General features: G+C 39.4%; 11 protein-coding genes. 3 read left to right on the top strand and 8 right to left on the bottom strand.

The annotated features are described in order from the left end of the window. The first annotated feature begins 156 nt into the window (after window positions 1-156). A complete protein-coding gene (locus tag SOM16_RS21275) occupies window positions 157-2,745 on the top strand; it encodes a phosphatidylglycerol lysyltransferase domain-containing protein (RefSeq protein WP_320466012.1) in 2,589 nt (862 codons plus the stop codon). On the opposite strand, the gene SOM16_RS21270 is transcribed toward SOM16_RS21275, so the two are convergent. The 4 genes from SOM16_RS21270 to SOM16_RS21255 form a co-directional block, all read right to left on the bottom strand. Further along, window positions 2,742-3,119 carry a hypothetical protein gene (locus SOM16_RS21270; protein WP_320466011.1) on the bottom strand — a complete coding sequence of 126 codons (378 nt, stop codon included), beginning with the start codon at window positions 3,117-3,119 and terminating at the stop codon, window positions 2,742-2,744. The genes SOM16_RS21275 and SOM16_RS21270 overlap by 4 nt on opposite strands. A gap of 553 nt (window positions 3,120-3,672) precedes the next feature. Next, complete coding sequence (locus SOM16_RS21265) at window positions 3,673-4,593, bottom strand: PorP/SprF family type IX secretion system membrane protein (protein WP_320466010.1); 921 nt, start codon at window positions 4,591-4,593, stop codon at window positions 3,673-3,675. Window positions 4,594-4,601: 8 nt separating this feature from the next. Next, the gene (locus SOM16_RS21260; RefSeq protein WP_320466009.1) at window positions 4,602-10,379 is read right to left on the bottom strand and encodes a gliding motility-associated C-terminal domain-containing protein; all 5,778 of its coding nucleotides are present in this window, start codon (window positions 10,377-10,379) and stop codon (window positions 4,602-4,604) included. 490 nt (window positions 10,380-10,869) lie between these two features. Further along, window positions 10,870-11,490, bottom strand: coding sequence for an L-threonylcarbamoyladenylate synthase (locus SOM16_RS21255; RefSeq protein WP_320466008.1), 621 nt, complete (start codon window positions 11,488-11,490; stop codon window positions 10,870-10,872). Between the two features lie 82 nt (window positions 11,491-11,572). Between SOM16_RS21255 and SOM16_RS21250 the strand changes: the two genes are divergently transcribed. Further along, window positions 11,573-13,234: an FMN-binding glutamate synthase family protein gene (locus tag SOM16_RS21250; protein ID WP_320466007.1), complete on the top strand. Its 1,662-nt coding sequence runs from the start codon at window positions 11,573-11,575 to the stop codon at window positions 13,232-13,234. A 314-nt stretch (window positions 13,235-13,548) separates the two neighbouring features. On the opposite strand, the gene asnS is transcribed toward SOM16_RS21250, so the two are convergent. After that, window positions 13,549-14,997: an asparagine--tRNA ligase gene (gene asnS / locus SOM16_RS21245; protein ID WP_320466006.1), complete on the bottom strand. Its 1,449-nt coding sequence runs from the start codon at window positions 14,995-14,997 to the stop codon at window positions 13,549-13,551. Window positions 14,998-15,167: 170 nt separating this feature from the next. Here asnS and SOM16_RS21240 point away from each other — a divergent pair, with 170 nt between their 5' ends. Continuing rightward, complete coding sequence (locus tag SOM16_RS21240; RefSeq protein ID WP_320466005.1) at window positions 15,168-16,493, top strand: MutS-related protein; 1,326 nt, start codon at window positions 15,168-15,170, stop codon at window positions 16,491-16,493. 95 nt (window positions 16,494-16,588) lie between these two features. Here the strand turns inward: SOM16_RS21240 and SOM16_RS21235 are convergent, their stop codons facing one another. Genes SOM16_RS21235 through SOM16_RS21225 form a run of 3 tightly spaced genes read right to left on the bottom strand, consistent with a single transcriptional unit; the run spans window position 16,589 to window position 20,013 of the window. Then, the gene (locus SOM16_RS21235; protein ID WP_320466004.1) at window positions 16,589-17,578 is read right to left on the bottom strand and encodes a transglutaminase family protein; all 990 of its coding nucleotides are present in this window, start codon (window positions 17,576-17,578) and stop codon (window positions 16,589-16,591) included. A 41-nt stretch (window positions 17,579-17,619) separates the two neighbouring features. Then, a complete protein-coding gene (locus tag SOM16_RS21230; protein WP_320466003.1) occupies window positions 17,620-18,555 on the bottom strand; it encodes an alpha-E domain-containing protein in 936 nt (311 codons plus the stop codon). A gap of 9 nt (window positions 18,556-18,564) precedes the next feature. Then, on the bottom strand, window positions 18,565-20,013 hold the full coding sequence (locus tag SOM16_RS21225) for a circularly permuted type 2 ATP-grasp protein (RefSeq protein ID WP_320466002.1): 1,449 nt from the start codon (window positions 20,011-20,013) through the stop codon (window positions 18,565-18,567). Window positions 20,014-20,470: the final 457 nt, after the last annotated feature.

Genomic DNA, 20,470 nt, shown 5'->3' with positions numbered 1-20,470 from the left:
TGTAGATGAGGTGAATTTGATGTTGTTCGGGCAAAGGTTTTTTTAATAAAACCAAGCCTAATCATTAAAATGTTTCTACTTTAGCACCAGCGAATTAATCTTTGAAAACCGTTTCAGGCCCGGCACATATTTGTTATCTGGCTGCAATATATTTATATGCATCAAGCAAAATCATTTTTATCCAGTCTGGTATATAATAAGTTTTTCTGGCAATTTTTCCTTGCCGCCTTTATGCTCGGAATGGCTGTTTATTTCATCCGCGCACAACATGTAGAAGTGATTCAGATTAAGGCACAACTAAATACGTCAGTGCCCTTATATATTGGAATCGGGGTTTTGCTCACCGGGCTTTACATTATTGCACAGGGACAAATGTATGTGCATAGTTTTAAAGCTTTGAATGTTAATATCACTTTGGGTAACGCCATTAAGCTTTTTCTAAAACGTAACTTAATCAGCATCTTTCTTCCGGCAGGTGGATTTTCTTCTCTTATATTTTTCACCAAAGAAATTGAAGAGGAGGGGATTTCTAAATCCAAAATTCACCTTTCCTCTACTTTGTTTGCCTTTTGTGGCATCCTATCTGTTGTTTTAGTTGCCATTCCTGTATTAGGCATCGCATTACTTTCTACCAGGTTTGGTGAGGAAGAATTGCTTAGTTTCGGGTTTTTACTGATTCTTACCGCCTTTCTTTTTCTAGCCATTTACTCCATTTCTAAAAAAGGATGGGCGTATCAATACCTTTCGAGAATCAGGCCATCGTTATCCACTGTTTTTGATGATATGATTGACGAGCATATCAATAGAAAGCAGTTTTGGCTTACATTGATAGTTTCTATCGGGATTGAGTTTATTGGCATTTTGCACCTTTACGTTTGCATGCTCGCACTTGGGTTTAATGCAAGTATTCCCGCTGCAATTGTAGGATATATTGTAATGGTTATTTTGCTAATCGCCTCCCCCTTTTTGAGGGGATTAGGTACCATTGAAGTCTCACTAACTTTTATACTCGGTCAATTTGGATTTCCATTAATTGCCGCAGCTACCATTACCCTTATGTTTCGGTTTTTCGAATTCTGGTTGCCGCTAATTGGCGGAATTATCAGTTTCATTCTTAAAAAAGACAGCATTGTGTTGCGGGTACTTCCAGCCTTTATCATTCTTATATTAGGTGTTGTAAATATTGTTTCGGCAATTACGCCATCTATACCAACAAGGTTAAGTTTGGTGAGAGATCTTTTACCTGAAAACCTCATTGTTACCAGTAATGCATTGGTACTTATTTTCGGTTTAATATTAATCATGGTAAGTGTTTTCTTACTTCAAGGTTCGAAACGAGCCTGGCAGGTCGCCATATCCCTGACTTTATTTTCTATCATTGGCCATTTGGTTAAAGCTGCAGATTATGAAGAAGCATTGCTGGCTTTTATAGCTGGGTCGGTTCTGTTTTATACCCGTGCTAATTACAGGTTAAAGCCCCATTCTAAATTTATAAAAATCAGTTACCTCGCTTTTGTTTATGCTTTAATTGCTGTTTTTGCCTATGGCGTACTTGGCTTTTATTTTATGGATAAAAGGCATTTTGGAATAGATTTCACCTTGGCGGATTCAATACAAGCGGTATTAAAAGTAATCTTCTTTATCGATGACAACGCACTGCATCCACTCACCCCGTTTGGAACCCGGTTCGAAGAATCTATCTATGCGGTGAGTGGTCTGGTCATTTTATTTATCATCTTCAGTTTACTTAAACCCTACTTTTCTAAACCGTATAATACTAAAGAAGATTTTGATGTTGCCAATGTACTGTTAAGTGCAAAGGGTACTTCGGCCTTAGATTATTTTAAGACTTATCCTGATAAATTTATCTTTTTTAATGAGGATAGAACAGCATTTATCAGTTTTAAAATCACCCGACATTTTGCATTGGTATTAGAAGATCCTGTTGCAGATAGTGTGGAAGAAAAATTGGCAATGATTAAAAAATTTGAAGATAGGTGCGAAGAAAGTGGTTTTATCGCCGCCTACTACCGTGTGCCGGAAGAGTCTTTAAGTTTCTATAAATCTATTGGTAAAAAGTTTATTCCGATAGGGGAAGAAGCAGTTTTAGATCTTCGCACTTTTACGCTTGATGGGGGAAAGATGAAAACCACTAGGAGTGCGATTAATAGATTAACAGGTGAGGGCTTCCTTTTTAAAGTGTATCACGGCCCCCAAAAGGAAGGATTATTACAGAAACTCCAAACCGTATCAGACAATTGGTTGCGTGATTTAAATCAGAAGGAAGTTGCCTTTACACAGGGGGTTTTTGATAAATCAATCTTAAAAAATCAAACCATTCTCACCATAGAAGACCATGAGGAGAAGATCTATGCCTTTTTAAATATCGTGCCGGATTATGCACCAGGCGAAGCAACCTATGATTTAATCCGAAAAGAAACTGATGCGCCAAATGGAGTATTGGATATGTTGCTGGCCAAGACGTTTATCTACTTAAAAGAGGAAGGGTTTAATAGCGTAAATATGGGTTTAGCACCGCTATCTGGGATAGATGGACATGATTTTACGCAGAGAACCATTAAATATGCATATGATAATTTAAAAGCATTTGCTCAATTTAAAGGCCTACGGAAATATAAAGAGAAGTTCTTCCCTTCATGGAAAAAGAAATACCTGGTCTACAATCATCACTATCACTTATTGCAGGTGCCAAATGCATTGAAAAGAATCTCTGAAGGAAGTTAGGTTTTTATAAGGTGCCATTCGAATGGTTTTGGTAGGTCGAAGCTGGCGTACTGAATTTGATATATATTATTTATTTTTTCCATTGGAGTGGTGCCCGCAGGGCGGGGTGGTTTTTGAACTGGCTGTTTTTCCGCTGCGCTTTGCTTGCCTCGGCTGGCCGCCGAAGGGCTCTTACTTTTTTGCTTGATCAAAAAAGTAACAAAAAAATCAAGGCTTGGATCTGATGTCGGATTAGCGCGTCGAAATTTTGATGGCGGTAGCGCAAGGGCTCGATTCGTTTTGTAATAATGATTCGTTTTAGGAGCCGTTCGCGCAACCTTGGGTTGGAGGTATTTGAACGTTCGTGCAAAAATTTCAACGGCTTCTCCTTCCATCAGCTCCTAGGCCGGGTAGCAGGGTGGCGATCGCTGGGGGCGTTTGCAATTCCCCTCCATTGGAGGGGTGCCCACAGGGCGGGGTGGTTTTTAAACTTTGCTGTTTCCTGCTGCGCAGCCTTGCCTCGGCTAGCCGCCGAAGGGCTTTTACTTTTGGCTTGGCCCAAAAGTAACAAAAGTCCAAGGCTTGGATCTGATGTCGGATTAGCGCGTCGAAATTTTGATGGCGGTAGCGCAAGGGCTCGATTCGTTTTATAATAATGATTCGTTTTAGGAGCCGTTCGCGCTACCTTGGGTTGGAGGTATTTGAACATCAGAGCAAAAATTTCAACGGCTTCTCCTTCCATCATCTCCTAGGCCGGATAGCGAGGTGGCAATAGCATGTGGCTATAGCAGGGTTGCGGTCGCTAGGCAGCGTTTGCAATTCCCCTCCATTGGAGGGGTGCCCGCAGGGCGGGGTGGTTTTTGAACTGTTTGATTGCTTACCATGAAAAAGTTCTTATTATACGCCCTTTCCTCTCGCGAGGAAAGGTGCTGCCAGGCGGATACGGGGTTAAGGTTTCTTGCCAATATTCACCCGGATATTAACTTCAAAATCGCCATCGGTATAACCACTTATTGCAGAGGTAGCCGTGTTGTAATACGCCATGAAATATAGCGATGATTTATAGTTCATGCCGAAACCAACCGTAATATTTTGCGTGTTGTGATACATAGCCATCGCAAATAATTTATCACCAATAAAATTGGCATTTACGCCAGCATCCCAAAGATTATCATAATTTTTAATGCCCCGGAAAACACCTTTGGGTTCTAGGCTTACAGCATTAATGCCAGATCCAAAATTAAACTTATAGCTTACTGCCGAATAGAAAGTGGGTTTATTAGCAAAATTCAGATCTTCATTTCGGAATACCGAACGCATGTTTGGAATAGCACCTTCCACAGTTAATGCATTAGAGGTGTAGGAAACACCAAAATCGCCATCCAGATAATAACCCCGATCGTTAAACCGTGCAATAGATGGATCATTAATATCGCTATTGTACACACTACTTAAATCTAATTTATCCTGACTTGCACCAAAAGATACCCCGAAATTTAACTGCTGTTTGTTGCTGTTTAACGGTAAATGATAGGCAAAGGTTCCGACAGCTTTAGTGCGCTGCAGGCCACCCGCTTTTTCGTTGTAAACATTTACGCCCCAACCTACTTTATTTACCTGCTGATCTAGCGTTACACTTTGCGTAATGGGGGCGCCGGGAATGTTAGACCATTGTTTACGGAAGCTACCGTTAATATTTAAACCTTCGTTAATACCTGCCATTGATGGATTAACCAGGTATTTGTTTTGGAAATACTGGGCATTTAAAGGCAAAATTTGCGCCTTGATAGTAGTCGATAATAAAATGCTTGTGGCAAATAGAAACGTTACGCAACTTATTTGCTTTATGTTTTTTGTAATTACTTTCATGTTTGTAATTAGTCTCTGATGATATTAATGTATCCTTTAAATGTTTTAATTCCTGTTCCTAAATCAATGATGTAGTAATAGGTCCCTTCAGCAAGCGGACTTCCGTTAACAGTTCCATCCCAATCGTTGGTATAACCTTTTGTGGTGTATAAAATCCGTCCGGCCTTATCGAAAATTCTCAAGGTGTTATTTGGATAGTAATCGATGTTTTTAACAATAAACTTATCGTTATAACCATCGCCATTTGGCGTTACTACTGTGCTCGCTTCTAGTTTATAATCATCAACCACTGTGATGAAAATCGTTTGATTACTTGAACATCCGCTGGCATTGGTTACGGTAACCTGGTAAGTTCCACTTTGTTTTGGCCTGATGGTGGCAGATGATGTTAACTGTCCACTGCTTATTTCGGCGCCTGTCCAGCTGTATTGTGATCCACCCGTTGCAATTAAAATTACTGCATCACCTTTCGAAATGGATAAACCTTTATTGCTGCTGATGTTAATAACTGGTAGTGGATTGATGGTAACAGTAGCATTTCCAGTTTGTGCTTGTGTTGCGAAAGCATCTGTTACGCTCACCAAAGTATAAACAAAGGTTCCTGTTGTATTGCTTGGAGCCGTTACCGTTGCTGTTGTAGCATTGGTTATTATTGTTCTGTTGCTTCCACCATTAATACGATAAGTAAAGGTATAAGGGGCTGTTCCTGCTGAACCTGTAAAAGTAATTTGTGGTGAGTTACTGAAATTACAAACAGCAGTAGTACCTGCAATGGTAGCTATTGGTAATGGACGAACAGTTACCGTTGCAGCGCCTGCTTGCGCCTGACCGCAATTTACATCAGCTACATTGACTAAATTATACACGAAGTTACCTACAGTAGCTGTTGGCGCGGTAACAGTTGCTGTATTTTCGGTAGAAGTAACGGTTCTGTTTGTGCCTCCATTAATATTATAGGTGAAAGTGTATGGTGCTGTTCCGTTTACACCGGTGAAAGTAACCATTGGTGCGGTAGCGTTTTGTGGCACAGCCGAAGTACCTGCAATGGTGGCTGTGGCCAGGGTTCTAATGGTTACAGTTGCCGTACCAGTTTGATTTTGTGCAGCATTGGCATCAGAAACCCGCAATAAATTGTAGTTAAATGTTCCAGCGGTGTTTGCTGGTGCAGTGAGGGTAGCAGTAGTATTTGTACCGGTAGTAGTTAGGATTTGGCTTGTTCCACCGTTAATATTGTAAGTGAAAATATAAGGCCCCGTACCGTTTCCACCTGTAAATGTTATTGTGGGTGCCGTGCCATTTAAACATAATGCGGTAGTGCCAGATATGGTGGCCACAGGAATTGGGTTCACTTTTACAGTTGTTGCCACGTTTTGTGTTTGCGTGCTATAGGCATCTGTTATAGAGGTTACCGTATATACAAATGTGCCAACTGTATTGGTTGGCGCAGTTAAATTTACTGCATTGGTATTTGATGTTGCAGTTAGTGTTGCGCCACCATTAATGTTATAGGTAAAGGTAAAAGGTGCTGTACCTGCCGATGCGGAAAAAGTAATCACTGGTGCAGTTGCATTTAAAGGCAGTGAAACATTCGCACTAGCAACAGCTACTGGCATGGCATAAATACGCAGGTTTGCTGGTTTGTAGTTGATGGCGTAATTGGTGTTTAAAGCTAATGTTCCTTGAGTAATGGAATAATCGCCAGCGGTTTCTCCAGGATTTCTGGTTAATGCACCGGTGAAAATGTCAGCTCCGAACAGTGCGGGCACAGCTGTATAGGTTAAGGTTGGATCTACCGTAGCTTCTACTTTTGTTTTGGCATCGGCAGTTACTGTAATCGTTTTCGGTGCAATGGTTAAGACTTGTTGTTTCGCAACGGCAGGATTAAAAAATGTATCTCCTGCCTGGTTCGCGGTGATGGTTACCGTACCTGCTTTTACAATATGCACATCATTATTGCTTATGGTTGCAATGTTGGTATCGCTACTGGTATAAGTGATGTTGATATTGGTGTTATCGCTGGTTGCGCCAATAGGAAAATCAGGATCGCCATAGGTAACGGTTTTGGTAGGCGCAAGGGTGATGGTTTGATTGCTTTTTACGGTTGCATCATCTCTGCTGTACCAGATTGGAGAAGTTATAATTCTACTTCCATCTGCTTCCACAAGATCTGCATAATAATAACCAGTGGCTAAGTTGGCCAAGGCATTATCTGTATAGGTTAAACTGGCCGTAGTACTTGTGGTTAATTCAACCGGATTAACGCCGTTGCCTGGCGTGCCGTAAAGAATTTTAATACTGGTTACCGGACTTGTTGTAATCGAGTTTAATTCAATTAGTGGTGCACCTGCAGTTTTAAAGTCGCTGCCAACAGGTTGTTTATTAATAGTGAAAACGATTTTAGCGGCTGAATCTTGAGAAGCGTAAAAACGCATTTTCTTAATCGCATCAAGCAAGTCATTTTCGGTAAGGGCAGGAGCCATCACCACCAACCTGGCCCGGGTATGCCGGCCGAAAGTTAGATTGTGGTTATCATGATCTATACTGGCACCCAGGTGATAACCCCTGGCCAACATCCTGTTATAATAACTGAGATAACTCATGGAACTGGCCGGATCTGAATAGGTGGTATTGGTTGAAAATGCGGGGCCACTTTCTAAAGCCGTACCCACAATGGCACTATCCGCACTTAAATCATAATTAGCCAAAATGTTATTGTAATCGGTTGTATTGGGGTGTGCCAGCGTGGCTACTGCGTTTAAGCCATGCCTGTTGATGATTCTGAATAATCCGGTAGTACCCGTATAAACACTCTTCGGAACATAAATTTGATTTTCGCCGGGTTCCCAACCTATTAATGAATCTATTCCGTAAACAATTACGTGTCCACCACCACTTATTACACCCCATTCCATGCCGTGCAGGGCTACGAAAGTAGATGTTGTTGCTTTTTTTGCAGCATCTATTCCAGGTTGCCAGCTGGCTAATGACATTCCGGCCTGTGTATGGTTGTGTTCTGATATACCCAGGAAATCTAAATTCATCGAATTTTTTGCAAATGCATAATCATCTTCCGGTTTTTTGGTTAAATCATCTTTATTTCCGTCTGAATAGCTACTGTGACTATGTAAATTTCCATAATAGAAATTAAGTTTGTTTACGTCTAATACTCCGGTTTTCAGATTGCCTAAAAGGGGTTGCGTAGTGAGGTACAATGGACCGCCGCTACAAGCGCTGTTTACCGAATAAATAAAGAAGTAATAATTGGTATTTTGTGATAAACCATTTCTAATAAAAGTACCACCGGTTCCGCTCTTCACTACAATACCGCCGCCCAATTGGTCGCCAATGTTATAGGTGTTTTGATTAACTGGCGAAGCTGTTAAGGCATTGCTGGTACTCATCACCACCAGGTATTCATCTGCACCATTTGCAGGGGTAAAAGCACCTTGAATAAAATTGTAGTTAGATGAGGTGATGATAAAGTTTGTTGGCTGAGCAGCAGGAGTGGCACAGGGTAATAAGGCTTTAGTGGCCTGGCTGGCACTCAGGATGCTTGTTGTTAGGTATTTCGGTCCTCCAGTACAGGAAATGTTATTTAGCGGGATAATAAAATAAGTATAGCTGGTTGCATCTGCCAATCCATTATCGGTAAATACATTCGTTACAATTCTATTCGCCACAATTCCTCCGCCAAAAGGCGTACCAACGTTGTAAACGGTTCCATCTGTTGGCGTTGCCGATAAAGTGTTATTTAAGCTTCTGATAATCAGGTATTCATTAGCATCTGTAGATCTGGTGAAACCTGCAGAAATGCTGTTGGTGGTTACACTGTTAAATGTTAAGGCAGTTGCTGGTGTGGATGGCGCTGCACAAACAGGTAAATTTGGTGGGAAATGAACGCCTAAACGGTTTGCATCATCATCATCTATCGCATTTTGAACCAAAGCCATTGTTGTTCTGGTCCAGTCTTCATCAGTATAAGTAGGGCTGGGTGCCGTTACATTTAAACTTCTTACATAAGATACGTCCTTCGCGTTAACGCCTTGACCAAAAGCATCGATAATATTATTGTTTGCATCTAGCAAGGCTACACCATCATTTCCATTAAAATTAATTACCGTATTACTGTTGAGTATGGCGCTGGCAGGGGTTAAATAAGGAATTTCTGTATTGCTATTCCCGGTGTTGCCCAACAACACCGAACCACGTGCAGGAATTGTAAAGTTTAAATTGACAATTTGAGAGGGTGCTCCTGCAATGTTTATTGTTCCGGCATCGCCAGAAATATTATATAAAGCCAATTTTAATTGTGGTGAGGCGGTATTAATGGGCGTATTACTCAAGTTGGTTAACTCAATCCATTTATTCACAGACGTGCCTTCATAATATTGACTGATAATGATTGGCGCACTTACTAAAGGTGGATTTGCTGTTGTTCCATCTATAGCTGCAACGGTGGTTTGTAAATTACCGGCAACATCTTGCGCCACTGCATAGAAAGTATAAGTTGTTCCGGCCGTTAGACCTGTTATGGTAGCTGAAGCATCTACATTTGCGGTATTTGCAAATGAACCTGATTTGAAGGCTGCAACTCCGGTGGCATCCAAGCCAGCTTTTACCTGAGCGGCTGTTGGAGTTGTTGCACCCGAAGCAAGTAAAACGTAGTAACTTGTTCCGGCCTCACTGATGTTATTTACTAAATTTATGGTAGTGAGTGTGGCGTTACTGGTTTTCGGATAACTGGCGGTAGTAACGGGCGGGGTTACATCTCCGGCTACACCTGTTCCCGTTAACCCAATAACAGCCGAAGTTGCCCCTGTGCTAGATACGGTTACATTGCCTGATGATGCGCCGACTACTGTAGGGTTATACCGAAGATAAACTGTTGGCGTTAACGAAATTTCTGCAGGGGTAAAAGCTATAGCATTAGTAAAAATGCTATTGTCTTTTGATACGGAGAACGGTAATGAAGTACTGATATTGGTGTTTGCGGTAGTATTGGTGCCTTTTACTGTAAAACTTTGCGAAGCAGAACTGGTGGCAATAGTTTGGTTCCCGAAGGATAAACTTGCTGTTGATGCGGTTAAGGTGGGAGTTGCAGTACCTCCACCCGAGGTGAAGGATAAATTAAAATTATCTATACCCGTAGAAGGGCGATTCCCGGCGCCTGTGGTATTCGTAATGGTTACGATTCTAATCCAAACCGTGTTTGCATTGTTATCTAAGGCAGTTCCAAAATCTACATTAACCGTATTATTGGAAAATGAAGTATTCCCGGTGGTTACTGTCCCGGTAGTAGTTGCTGCGGTAAAGGTAGTTGGGACAACACCGAAGCCATAATCTACCCGCCAGGTGGCTTGTCTTGGCGATCCGGCATCTAAAGATTGTAAGTTGAAACTTAGTTTTATGTCCGTTTTGCCTGTAGTATTGGCCAGTTGAAACACAAAAGCCCCGTTAGGATCTCCTATACTCCCGGTTTGCCTTAAGCCCAAAGCACGATCTGTAGCTGAACTTTGCGCTGTCGTAGTTGCGGTGGCCCCGGCTGTTGCTGAAGCCAGATTTTTAAATGCGCCTGTTACATTGTTCCATGCAGTAGCTGCGGTGGTAAATGCTGCTGGTGTTCCTAATGCAGTGGCTGTTGCATTTAATCTTACGGAGAAACCAGATGGAAGTGCAGTACCGATTCCGTCAAAATTTTCGAGATAGGGAGAGGTGGTAAGTGTGACCTGAGCGAATAATCTGCCCGCAATCAGGAACAACAGGGATAAAAGTAGAAGTTTTTTCATACAGTTTTATAGGGATGATAAAAGGTCTTCCTCTTGCAGACAAGAAGAAATGACGGGGCAATAAAATCTTTAAGTCGTGATTTTTATTTACGCGTGTAAAACTTACCGATTAATAGCGTTAAGGGTGATTGTTGGATCATTCAAATATCCACAGCAAGATAAATCCCACTAAAAGGTTGATCATTTTGCCTGAATAAGTGAAGAATTGAATCGCATAGCGAAACAATTTAGCTGGAAAAACAGCTTATTGAAGTAGATTTTGTTGCATATGGGATGTTTAGGATATGAAAATAGGGTTCAGATATTTGATATTGGGGGATGTAAAATTAGTTGTGTTTGGCAATCAATGATAGTTAGCCATTGATGAATTAAATTTAGTTAATTATAAGAATATTAAAGAGGGATGTTGGTAAGTTTAGTAATTTATAAATAATTGAATTAGAGAATGATTGAGTTATTGAATCGATGATTGGGTTAACTGATTGGTTGCTTAAAGAAAATCTTCAATATTTCCTTTCCCTTCACGAATCACTTCGAATTCCCCGCTGGTACAATCAATAACGGTTGATGCTTCGTTGTCTCCAAAGCCGCCATCAATTACTAAATCAACTAGGTTTTCATATTTTTCGTGAATTAATTCCGGATCAGTTGAATATTCAATTACGTCATCATCATCTTTAATAGAAGTAGATAAGATAGGGTTGCCCAATTCTTTTACAATACACCTGGCGATATTATTATCAGGTACACGAATACCTACCGTTTTTTTATTCGAACTTAATAATTTTGGAACATTATTGTTGGCATCGAAGATAAAGGTGAAAGGCCCGGGTAATGCTTTCTTTAATACCCTGAAAGTGGTATTATCAATAGGCTTTATATAATCTGAAATATGCTTTAAATCATGACAGATAAATGAAAAGTTAGCTTTCTCTGGCTTGATGCCACGAATGCGGGCAATTTTTTCAATAGCTTTTGGGTTGGTAATGTCGCAACCTAGTCCATAAATGGTATCAGTAGGGTAGATAATTATTCCACCTTTCTTTAATACTTCTACCACCTGTTGAATGGCTTTTTCGTTAGGGTTCTCCGGATAGATTTTAATAAGCATAGCGTAAAAATAACAATTTAATGGTGTAGGTTGTTTAATATTCTTAATCTTTGCATCACAAAACATACGCTAATCTATTATTATGAGAAAAGCTTTCGTGGCAATCGCCGCATTTTTAATTGCCCTAACCATTATGCTAGGTCTATACCATCCTTTTTTATGGTGGACATTCCTTTTTACAGGCCCTTTTGTAATCCTTGGCGTTTACGATTTATATCAGCCAAAACACAGTATCGTACGAAACTACCCGGTTTTCGGGCGACTGCGTTATTTTATGGAAGAATTGAGGCCAAAAGTGTACCAGTATTTTGTAGAAAGTGATACCAATGGTACGCCATATAGCAGACTAAATCGTTCCTTAATTTATCAAAGAGCTAAAACAGATAACGATACCATTCCGTTTGGAACCCAGTTAAATGTATACGAAAATGGTTATGAATGGTTGAGCCACAGTATTGCGGCCATTTCTCACCACGAACTAAATTTAGACCCCCGTGTAATTATCGGTGGTCCGGATTGTACAAAACCTTATTCTGCCAGTATTTATAATATCTCTGCAATGAGTTTTGGATCTTTGAGTCAGAATGCAATTCTAGCTTTAAATGGTGGCGCTAAAATGGGCAACTTCGCACATAACACCGGCGAAGGTGGTATTAGCGATTACCACCGGAAACCAGGCGGCGATTTAATCTGGCAGATTGGAACGGGATATTTCGGTTGCCGGAATAATGATGGCACATTTAATTACGATGCTTACAGTGAACGTGCACATTCAGATCAGGTGAAAATGATCGAGATTAAATTATCTCAAGGTGCTAAACCTGGCCATGGTGGAATGTTGCCTGCCAAAAAAGTTACTGCAGAAGTAGCGCGAATCCGTTTAGTGCCAGAAGGAAAAGATGTATTGTCTCCGCCAGCGCATTCGGCATTTAATACGCCAATTGGTTTGTTGGAGTTTGTGAAAAAATTACGTGATTTATCCGGCGGAAAGCCAGTCGGGTTTAAATTATGTATTGGTAGAAAAAGTGAATTTTATGCCATTTGCAAAGCGATGATTGAAACGGGTATATATCCTGATTTCATCACGGTAGATGGGGGAGAAGGTGGAACGGGTGCAGCACCACAAGAGTTTTCTAATTCTGTGGGTATGCCATTGCGTGAAGGTGTTGCCTTTGTTTACGATGTATTAAACGGTTTTGATTTAAAAAAGCACATCAAAATCATTGCTTCTGGTAAGGTAGCAACGGGCTTCGATTTAGTGAAAAATATTGCTTTGGGAGCTGATTTATGTAATGCAGCCCGCGGGATGATGTTCGCCTTAGGTTGTATTCAGGCGTTGGAATGTAATAGCAATACTTGCCCAACAGGTGTAGCCACCCAAGATCAAAGTTTAATGAAAGGTTTAGTGGTGGAGGATAAAACGGTCCGGGTGAAAAATTTCCATAACCTGACTGTTGCAAGTGCTGTGGAACTGTTGGGGGCTGCGGGTTTACGTGAACCCCATCAATTAAGCAGGGCCTATATTAACAGGAGAGTAAGCTCTAGCGTAATGCAATCTTACCTGGAGAGTTTCCCTTATATCCCTGCCGGAAGTTTATTGCAAACACCGTATCCAACCCGTTTTGAATTAGGGATGGCTTTGAGTACGGCAACAACCTTTGCGCCAACAGATTATAAGGTTTCTGCAGTTGATTATCAACATGCCAATCCATATAGTGATACCATGCATGATGACGGAATTTAAACTATTTTAATAATAAGAAAGCCCTGTAAGTGAAACATTTACAGGGCTTTTTTATACCTCGAAATGAAGAGTGTGTTAGTTTAGTACATTCATTTCTCTGCTCCATGAACGTCTTTACGAGAATATGCTCCGATCCTTCATTTGTAATATTCGTAGCAATCCTATTCTATTATGCCGAGATATAACAAATTATTGTTAAGCTACTTATAAAAAAAAAAAAGGATCAGGTTTCAAAAACCTGACCCTTTAGTTTAGCCGTTTGTTTTGCCTAAACCCTAAACCCTAAACCCTAAACCCTAAACCCTAAACCCTTCTTAAAACTCTGCGTTTTTAGGGAATCTAGGGAAAGCAATTACATCGCGGATGTTTGTCATTCCGGTAACGAACAATACCAAACGTTCGAAGCCTAAACCGAAGCCCGCATGTGGTGCTGTTCCGAAACGGCGGGTATCTAAATACCACCAAAGTTCATCCTGAGGAATATTTAAATCTTCCATTCTTTTAGTTAAACGATCCAGGCGTTCTTCACGTTGAGAACCACCAATCATTTCGCCAATGCCCGGGAACAAAATATCCATTGCGGCAACAGTTTGTCTGCCTTCAGCATCTGGTTCATTCTGGCGCATGTAAAATGATTTAATATCTGCCGGATAATCAGTTAAAATTACAGGCTTTTTGAAATGCTTTTCTACTAAGAAACGTTCGTGTTCGCTTTGTAAATCTGCTCCCCACTCATCAATCAAATATTTAAATTGTTTTTTCTGGTTTGGCTTGGATGATTTTAAAATTCTGATCGCCTCGGTATAGGTTAAGCGTTCAAAATCATTGGCTAAGCAGAAATCTAATTTTTCTAATAAAGTGAACTCGCTGCGCTCATTCTGAGGTTTCTGTTTGTCTTCTTCAGCTAAGCGTGTATTTAAGAATTCCAACTCATCTTTACAGTTGTCTAAAGCATATTTAATTACATACTTCATCATGTCTTCTGCCAGCTGCATGTTATCCTCTAAATCAGCAAAGGCAAATTCTGGTTCAACCATCCAGAATTCGGCAAGGTGACGGGTAGTATTGGAGTTTTCAGCCCTGAATGTCGGACCAAAAGTATAAATCTTACCAAAAGCCATAGCGGCCAATTCGCCTTCTAACTGTCCGGAAACGGTTAAGTTGGTTGCACGTGCGAAGAAATCTTGTGAAAAATCAACTTTTCCATCTTCAGTACGTGGTGTATTGTCAAAATCTAAAGTAGTTACTTTAAACATCTCACCGGCACCTTCGGCATCACTCGCCGTAATAACCGGTGTATGCATGTACACGAAACCACGCTCGTTATAAAACTGGTGGATGGCGAAAGCCAATGCATGGCGAACCTTGAAAACCGCATTAAAAGTATTGGTGCGGAAACGCAGGTGCGCAATTTCACGTAAAAATTCCAAGCTATGTTTCTTAGGTTGTAAAGGGAATTTTTCGGGATCGCTATCACCTAAAATTTCTACTGAAGTTGCTTTAATTTCTACCGTTTGGCCTTTTCCTAACGATTCTACTAGACTTCCGGTTGCAGAAATGGCAGCGCCCGTGGTGATTCTTTTTAACAGCTCATCTGGTAAATTATTAAAATCGATCACTACCTGGATATTGCTCATGCAACTTCCATCATTTAAAGCGATAAACTGATTATTGCGGAAAGTTCTTACCCATCCCATAACCGTTACTTCTGTGCCAAATGCAGTCGATTTTAATAAATCTTTAATTTGCTGTCTCTTAATCATATTGATATTTGTAAAAGCCGCAAAAATAAGGATTTAGATTTATATTTTTGAAATTCTTCTATTCAAATAATCTACGATTAAAATTTCCTTCGATATAAGAGATAATATCAAAATACAGTTTTAAATTGCTTTATATTCCATAATGGTAAACGCTTTTGATCTGACTGCTCATGTATAAATTTGATATCGATAAACAAACTTTAAACGATCTTAATATTTTCGATTCTCATGGATCAAATAAAAGTGTTTTTTCTTTATTTAATTTTACGGGTACACTTAAGGGGAATGAAGAGTTAATGCAGCTTTTTCAATCACCCACTACAGATATTACACTTATTAATCATCGGCAGGAGCTAATCAAATACCTTTCTGATTACAAAGGAAATATAGCTTTCGATCGAACGAATATTGATTTTGTTGAAGGATATTTATGTTTAAACACAAAAGTGAAATATTTTTCTCCCATCAGGGCATTGAAATCTTCACTAAGTTATTTTTTTACGCCTAATCAGGTCTATTATCTTAAGCAGAAAGGAATAGGATCAATAGTTAATTTATGCAGGGAATTAATTGGTGTTTTTGCCAGCCCAGGTATTACCCGGCCTGAACTCATTATCGAGTTTGATGACGTTATACTCGAGTTGTCTAAGTATAAGATGTTTGGGGAGTTGATGAAACAACCATACAGGAAATTAACCATATTTGAGCTGGAGAGATTTGACATTATTTTTCGTGGAAAAGCATTCTCCACAATTAAAAAACTGTTAAGTATTACGTATAAGATTGATGCATTTTATTCGGTTGTTCTTGCAGCAAGAAAACATAACCTAAAGATGCCAGTGATAACAGCACATAGGGATTTTACAATTGAGGGTATCTTTCATCCTTTTCTGGAAGCTCCGGTTGCTAACGATTTATCCTTTGGCGAGGGGAGAAACGTTTGTTTCCTTACCGGCAGCAATATGGCCGGAAAATCTACTTTTTTAAAATCAATAGGTGTTGCAATCTATTTAGCACATCTGGGACTTCCGGTTCCGGTGAAATCGATGAAGACGGGAATCTGGCAGGGGCTGGTTTCTACTATCAACCTACCCGACAATTTGAACGCAGGTTACAGCCATTTTTACAATGAGGTATTGAGGGTTAAACAGGTGGCACAGGTGATTAAAAACAAAAAAAATATCTTCGTTATTTTCGACGAACTTTTCCGTGGAACAAATGTGAAAGATGCCTTCGATGGCTCATTATCTATTACGAAGTCGTTCTCCAAAATCGCTGATTGTTGCTTTGTCATATCAACTCATATTATAGAGGTAGCCGAAAATTTAGAGCAAAATGAAAATATAATATTTAAATATCTCTCAACGAAAATGACTAATAATAGGCCTGTGTTTACTTATAAACTTATGGATGGAATTACCGCCGAAAGAATAGGGATGTGGATTATTGAAAACGAAAAGATTACCGAGATTTTAGAAAGTAGAGAAATTTTCTAAGTCATCGGATGAATATAGCCTATATGCCAATATTCATCCGACGAGTTGAGGCAAACTAAAAAACTGCAAACTGAAAACTGTGAACTGTAAACTGCCTACTGCTGTTGCTGCTGTTGCATTGCTTCCATATACTGTTGATAACTATTCTGCTTTCTAATATTTGCGGTCGCGATACCTGAAGGTTTTGTATAGTTGACCTCTTTTGGCTGGAAATAATTTTCATGATCATTAAAATCCTCATCATTGTAGCCCACGGAAACGTTTACTTCCATCAGGTGTTCAAAACCACCTTTATAAACGCCCTTAACAGGAGAGCAATCGGCGAAGTTTCTGCCTACGGCTAAACGCACATGCTTTTCATTAGCAATACAGTTGTTGGTAGGATCCAGGCCCAGCCATCCATATTCAGGTAAATAAGCTTCTGCCCAGGCATGGGTTGCGCCTTCACCACGCATGCCATCTTGATTGGGGCAGATGTAGCCGCTTACGTATCTGGCCGGAATCCCCGTTAGGCGTAACATGGCTGTAAGTACATGTGCAAAATCCTGACAAACACCTGCTTTCAGCTTTAAAATCTCATCAATGGTGGTATCAACAGCCGTTATTCCTTTAATGTATTCATAATTATTGAAAACGTGCGCACAATATTTTATTGATGTTTGATAAGGGGTATCCTCAATGGTTTTTATGGCCAGTGCAGTTTCTTTTAATTGCATCATGCCTTCGAAAGATTCCTGCCTGAGGTAATCAATATAGTTTACTTCATATTTTATCGCATCTAAACTATTCCATTGCTCGCGGCTAAACATATCATCCTGTGGAAGTGGTTTTGGAAAGGTTTCTACACTTACTTTAGAGAAAATCTTTAACTGCGTATGCGGTTCATTTTGGGTAAATGTACCCACCTCATTTCCATAATAATCTATAAAAATTTCAATATCCGGACTTCCGGAAATATTTAAATCATGTTGTACCACTTTCTGGAAATCATCTTTTATCGGGAATAGAATAATCTGGTTTGCACTATCCCTGATCGGCGATTCATATTTGTAATTGGTAATGTGTTTTATTTTAAAAATTGGCATTTTATGGCTGATTAGGTGGGTTGTTAGTCAATTTTAAAGTATTATGAATTTGCAAAATAATATTCATTAAGCAGGTTACCAATGCCAAAAAGCTCAGTTTTTATCTCTGTTAAATAATGATGAAGCTGATCTTCTTCCATTGTATTTACCGAACTGTAGGTAATCATGCTTTTTAACCTTCCAATTTTAAAGGAAAGATTGTTGTAATCTTCAATATTACTTTCACTTTTTAACCGACTAAAATAACGTTCTATATTATTCATAGAATATAGTGCAGATCTTGGAAAATCGTTATTTAACATCACCAGTTCGATAATATTTTTGGCGTCAAAACCTTGTCTGTAAGTTTTGAGGTAAAGTTCGTAGCCACCTAAAGAGAGCAACAGGTGTTTCCAGTAGGCGATATCGGTAAGCAAATCAGGATTAGTGCTTATGGAACTAAATTTGATATCTAAAATATCTATCGATTGAATACTCCGTTCCAAATGTTTACCAATTTTCATAAAGCTTCTGCTTTCCCCACGTTCCATAGCGCTATCTGCCGTTCCATGATAGAGCATTACCTGTTTGATTAAAATATCTAAAGCGGTAATGGGGTCATCTTCCTGCACGTACCACAATAGTTTTTCATCTTTAACGGTGTGATAATACTCATTCAGGCATTGCCACAAATCTTTTGGAATATGTTCCTGTACACTCCGGGCATTTTCCCTGGCCAGGGTTACGATATTTAAAATTGAATTGGGATTATCTTTATTTAACAGCAAATATTCAATTACCGCTCTGCTGTCATGCTGAATATTTAAGAGTTCATTTTCATCATCAGAAGAAAAAATTCTGATCACCGGTTTCCAGGTAAATTCCTGGATGGTATCTTGCGATGAGGCATAATTTATTTTTAACATGCGAAGCATACCATCACTACGTTCTACATATCTGCTTAGCCAATACAGGCTAGATGCTACTCTACTTAACATATGGTTATTTTAAGAAGTTAAAACCCAGGTATCTTTACTGCCTCCGCCCTGCGAACTGTTCACCACAAGGGATCCCTCTTTTAAGGCCACGCGGGTTAATCCGCCAGGTACAATTGAGATACCATCCGGTCCGTTTAAAGCAAAAGGCCTGAGGTCGATTCTTCGGGGTGCCAGTTTTCCGTTAATAAAACATGGTGCCGAAGAAAGGCTAATGGTAGGCTGAGCAATAAAATTTCTTGGATCTTTTAAGATTTCCATTTTATATGCTTCAGTCTCCTGTTCTGATGCCGCATGTCCCATTAACATCCCATAGCCACCACTTCCATTGGTTTTTTTAACCACCATGGTATTGATGTTTGAGAAAACGTAATCAAGTTCATCACGATTACTTAATTGATAAGTTGGAACATTTTTTAAGATCGGTTCTTCGTTCAGGTAATACTTAATCATATCTGGAACGTAGGTATAAACTGCTTTATCATCGGCAACACCATTTCCTACTGCATTTACAATGGCCACATTTCCTTTTCGGTAGGCGCCCATTAAACCTGCAACGCCTAAAACACTATTAGGGTTAAATACCAGTGGATCAATATAATCATCATCAACACGGCGATAAATTACATCAACTTGTTGTAAGCCAATAGTGGTCTTCATAAAAACTTTATGATTTTGAACCACCAAATCCCGTCCCTCAACCAATTCAACGCCCATTAGGCGGGCTAAAGTGGTATGTTCATAATAAGCCGAATTGTACATGCCGGGACTAAGGAGCACTATAGTAGGATTAGAAACGGCTCTAGGCGATAGCGCCATCAGGTTTTTATATAATATGGCAGGATATTCAGTTACGCTCCTTACGCCGCATTGCGGAATTAAATCAGGAAACAATCTCTTGGTGATTTCCCGATTCTCCAGCATATAACTTACGCCGGATGGCGTTCGGAGATTATCTTCCAGTACGTAAAAAGTACCATCATGATCACGAATCAGGTCAATGCCGGCGATGTGAATGTAGATGTCGTGCAGTACGTTTACGTGATGCATTTCTCGTAAAAAATGAGGACAAGAGTAAATCACGTTGATGGGTACGATCTGATCTTTAAGGATAAACTGATTGCTGTAAATGTCTTTCAAAAAGAGATTTAAAGCTTTAAGTCTTTGCTTGATTCCTTTTTCTATAAACGCCCATTCGCTTGAGGTGATAATGCGTGGAATAATATCAAAGGGAAAGATTTTTTCGATGCCCTCACCGCTATCGTAAACAGTAAAGGTAATACCCTGGCTCATAAAGAGTTTTTTTGCCAACTCTTCCTTTTTATTTAAGTTTTCAAGAGACTCTCTTGAGAAATTTTTGATGAAATTTTGATAGTGGTTTCTATAGCTTTCACCATCAAGAAACATTTCATCATAAGTTTTTGGGTGATTTAAGTAATTTTTTATAAAATTTTCTATCATTTGACTTAAATATTTCTTTAAAGTATGGTTTTGTATTTAAAAAAATGGATTTTTATTTCTAAAATTTATAACTAACCGATTTTATTGATATTTATACAATAGAAATTGTAGTTAAATGATGTGTTTTATAGATTTTTATAAATATTTATATCTTTTTTGTAAATATTTGTTGCTTAAATAGATTTTTTTAGTACTTTTGTGATGCTCGTTAATTATTATTATATATTTGGTTTAAAAAAAGCGCTGGCAACGGCGCTTTTTTTACAAAATTTAAGAGACTTATTCATAATCAACATAAACTAAACAACCTAAACTAAAAGAAGCTTCCCTGGTACAACCTTGGAAGCTTTCTTTTTTTATATCCTTGTCTAGTCCTGAAATAGCGATACAAAAATAAATCGTTATGACAATTATTATAAATTCGGGTTACCAGAAGCGCACCCAAAAGGACTATTCC

The sequence above is a fragment of the Pedobacter sp. CFBP9032 genome, assembly GCF_034045265.1.
Lineage (GTDB): Bacteria > Bacteroidota > Bacteroidia > Sphingobacteriales > Sphingobacteriaceae > Pedobacter.
Note: the sequence above shows the minus strand (reverse complement) of the source record. Positions and strands in the feature narration are given on the sequence as shown.

Bases quoted from the DNA above. Each gene is read 5' to 3' on its own strand.
- SOM16_RS21265 (WP_320466010.1), bottom strand. From the start codon at position 4,593: ATGAAAGTAATTACAAAAAACATAAAGCAAATAAGTTGCGTAACGTTT.
- SOM16_RS21240 (WP_320466005.1), top strand. From the start codon at position 15,168: ATGTATAAATTTGATATCGATAAACAAACTTTAAACGATCTTAATATT.
- SOM16_RS21255 (WP_320466008.1), bottom strand. From the start codon at position 11,490: ATGCTTATTAAAATCTATCCGGAGAACCCTAACGAAAAAGCCATTCAA.
- SOM16_RS21225 (WP_320466002.1), bottom strand. From the start codon at position 20,013: ATGATAGAAAATTTTATAAAAAATTACTTAAATCACCCAAAAACTTAT.
- asnS (WP_320466006.1), bottom strand. From the start codon at position 14,997: ATGATTAAGAGACAGCAAATTAAAGATTTATTAAAATCGACTGCATTT.
- SOM16_RS21260 (WP_320466009.1), bottom strand. From the start codon at position 10,379: ATGAAAAAACTTCTACTTTTATCCCTGTTGTTCCTGATTGCGGGCAGA.
- SOM16_RS21275 (WP_320466012.1), top strand. From the start codon at position 157: ATGCATCAAGCAAAATCATTTTTATCCAGTCTGGTATATAATAAGTTT.
- SOM16_RS21235 (WP_320466004.1), bottom strand. From the start codon at position 17,578: ATGCCAATTTTTAAAATAAAACACATTACCAATTACAAATATGAATCG.
- SOM16_RS21230 (WP_320466003.1), bottom strand. From the start codon at position 18,555: ATGTTAAGTAGAGTAGCATCTAGCCTGTATTGGCTAAGCAGATATGTA.
- SOM16_RS21270 (WP_320466011.1), bottom strand. From the start codon at position 3,119: ATGGAAGGAGAAGCCGTTGAAATTTTTGCACGAACGTTCAAATACCTC.
- SOM16_RS21250 (WP_320466007.1), top strand. From the start codon at position 11,573: ATGAGAAAAGCTTTCGTGGCAATCGCCGCATTTTTAATTGCCCTAACC.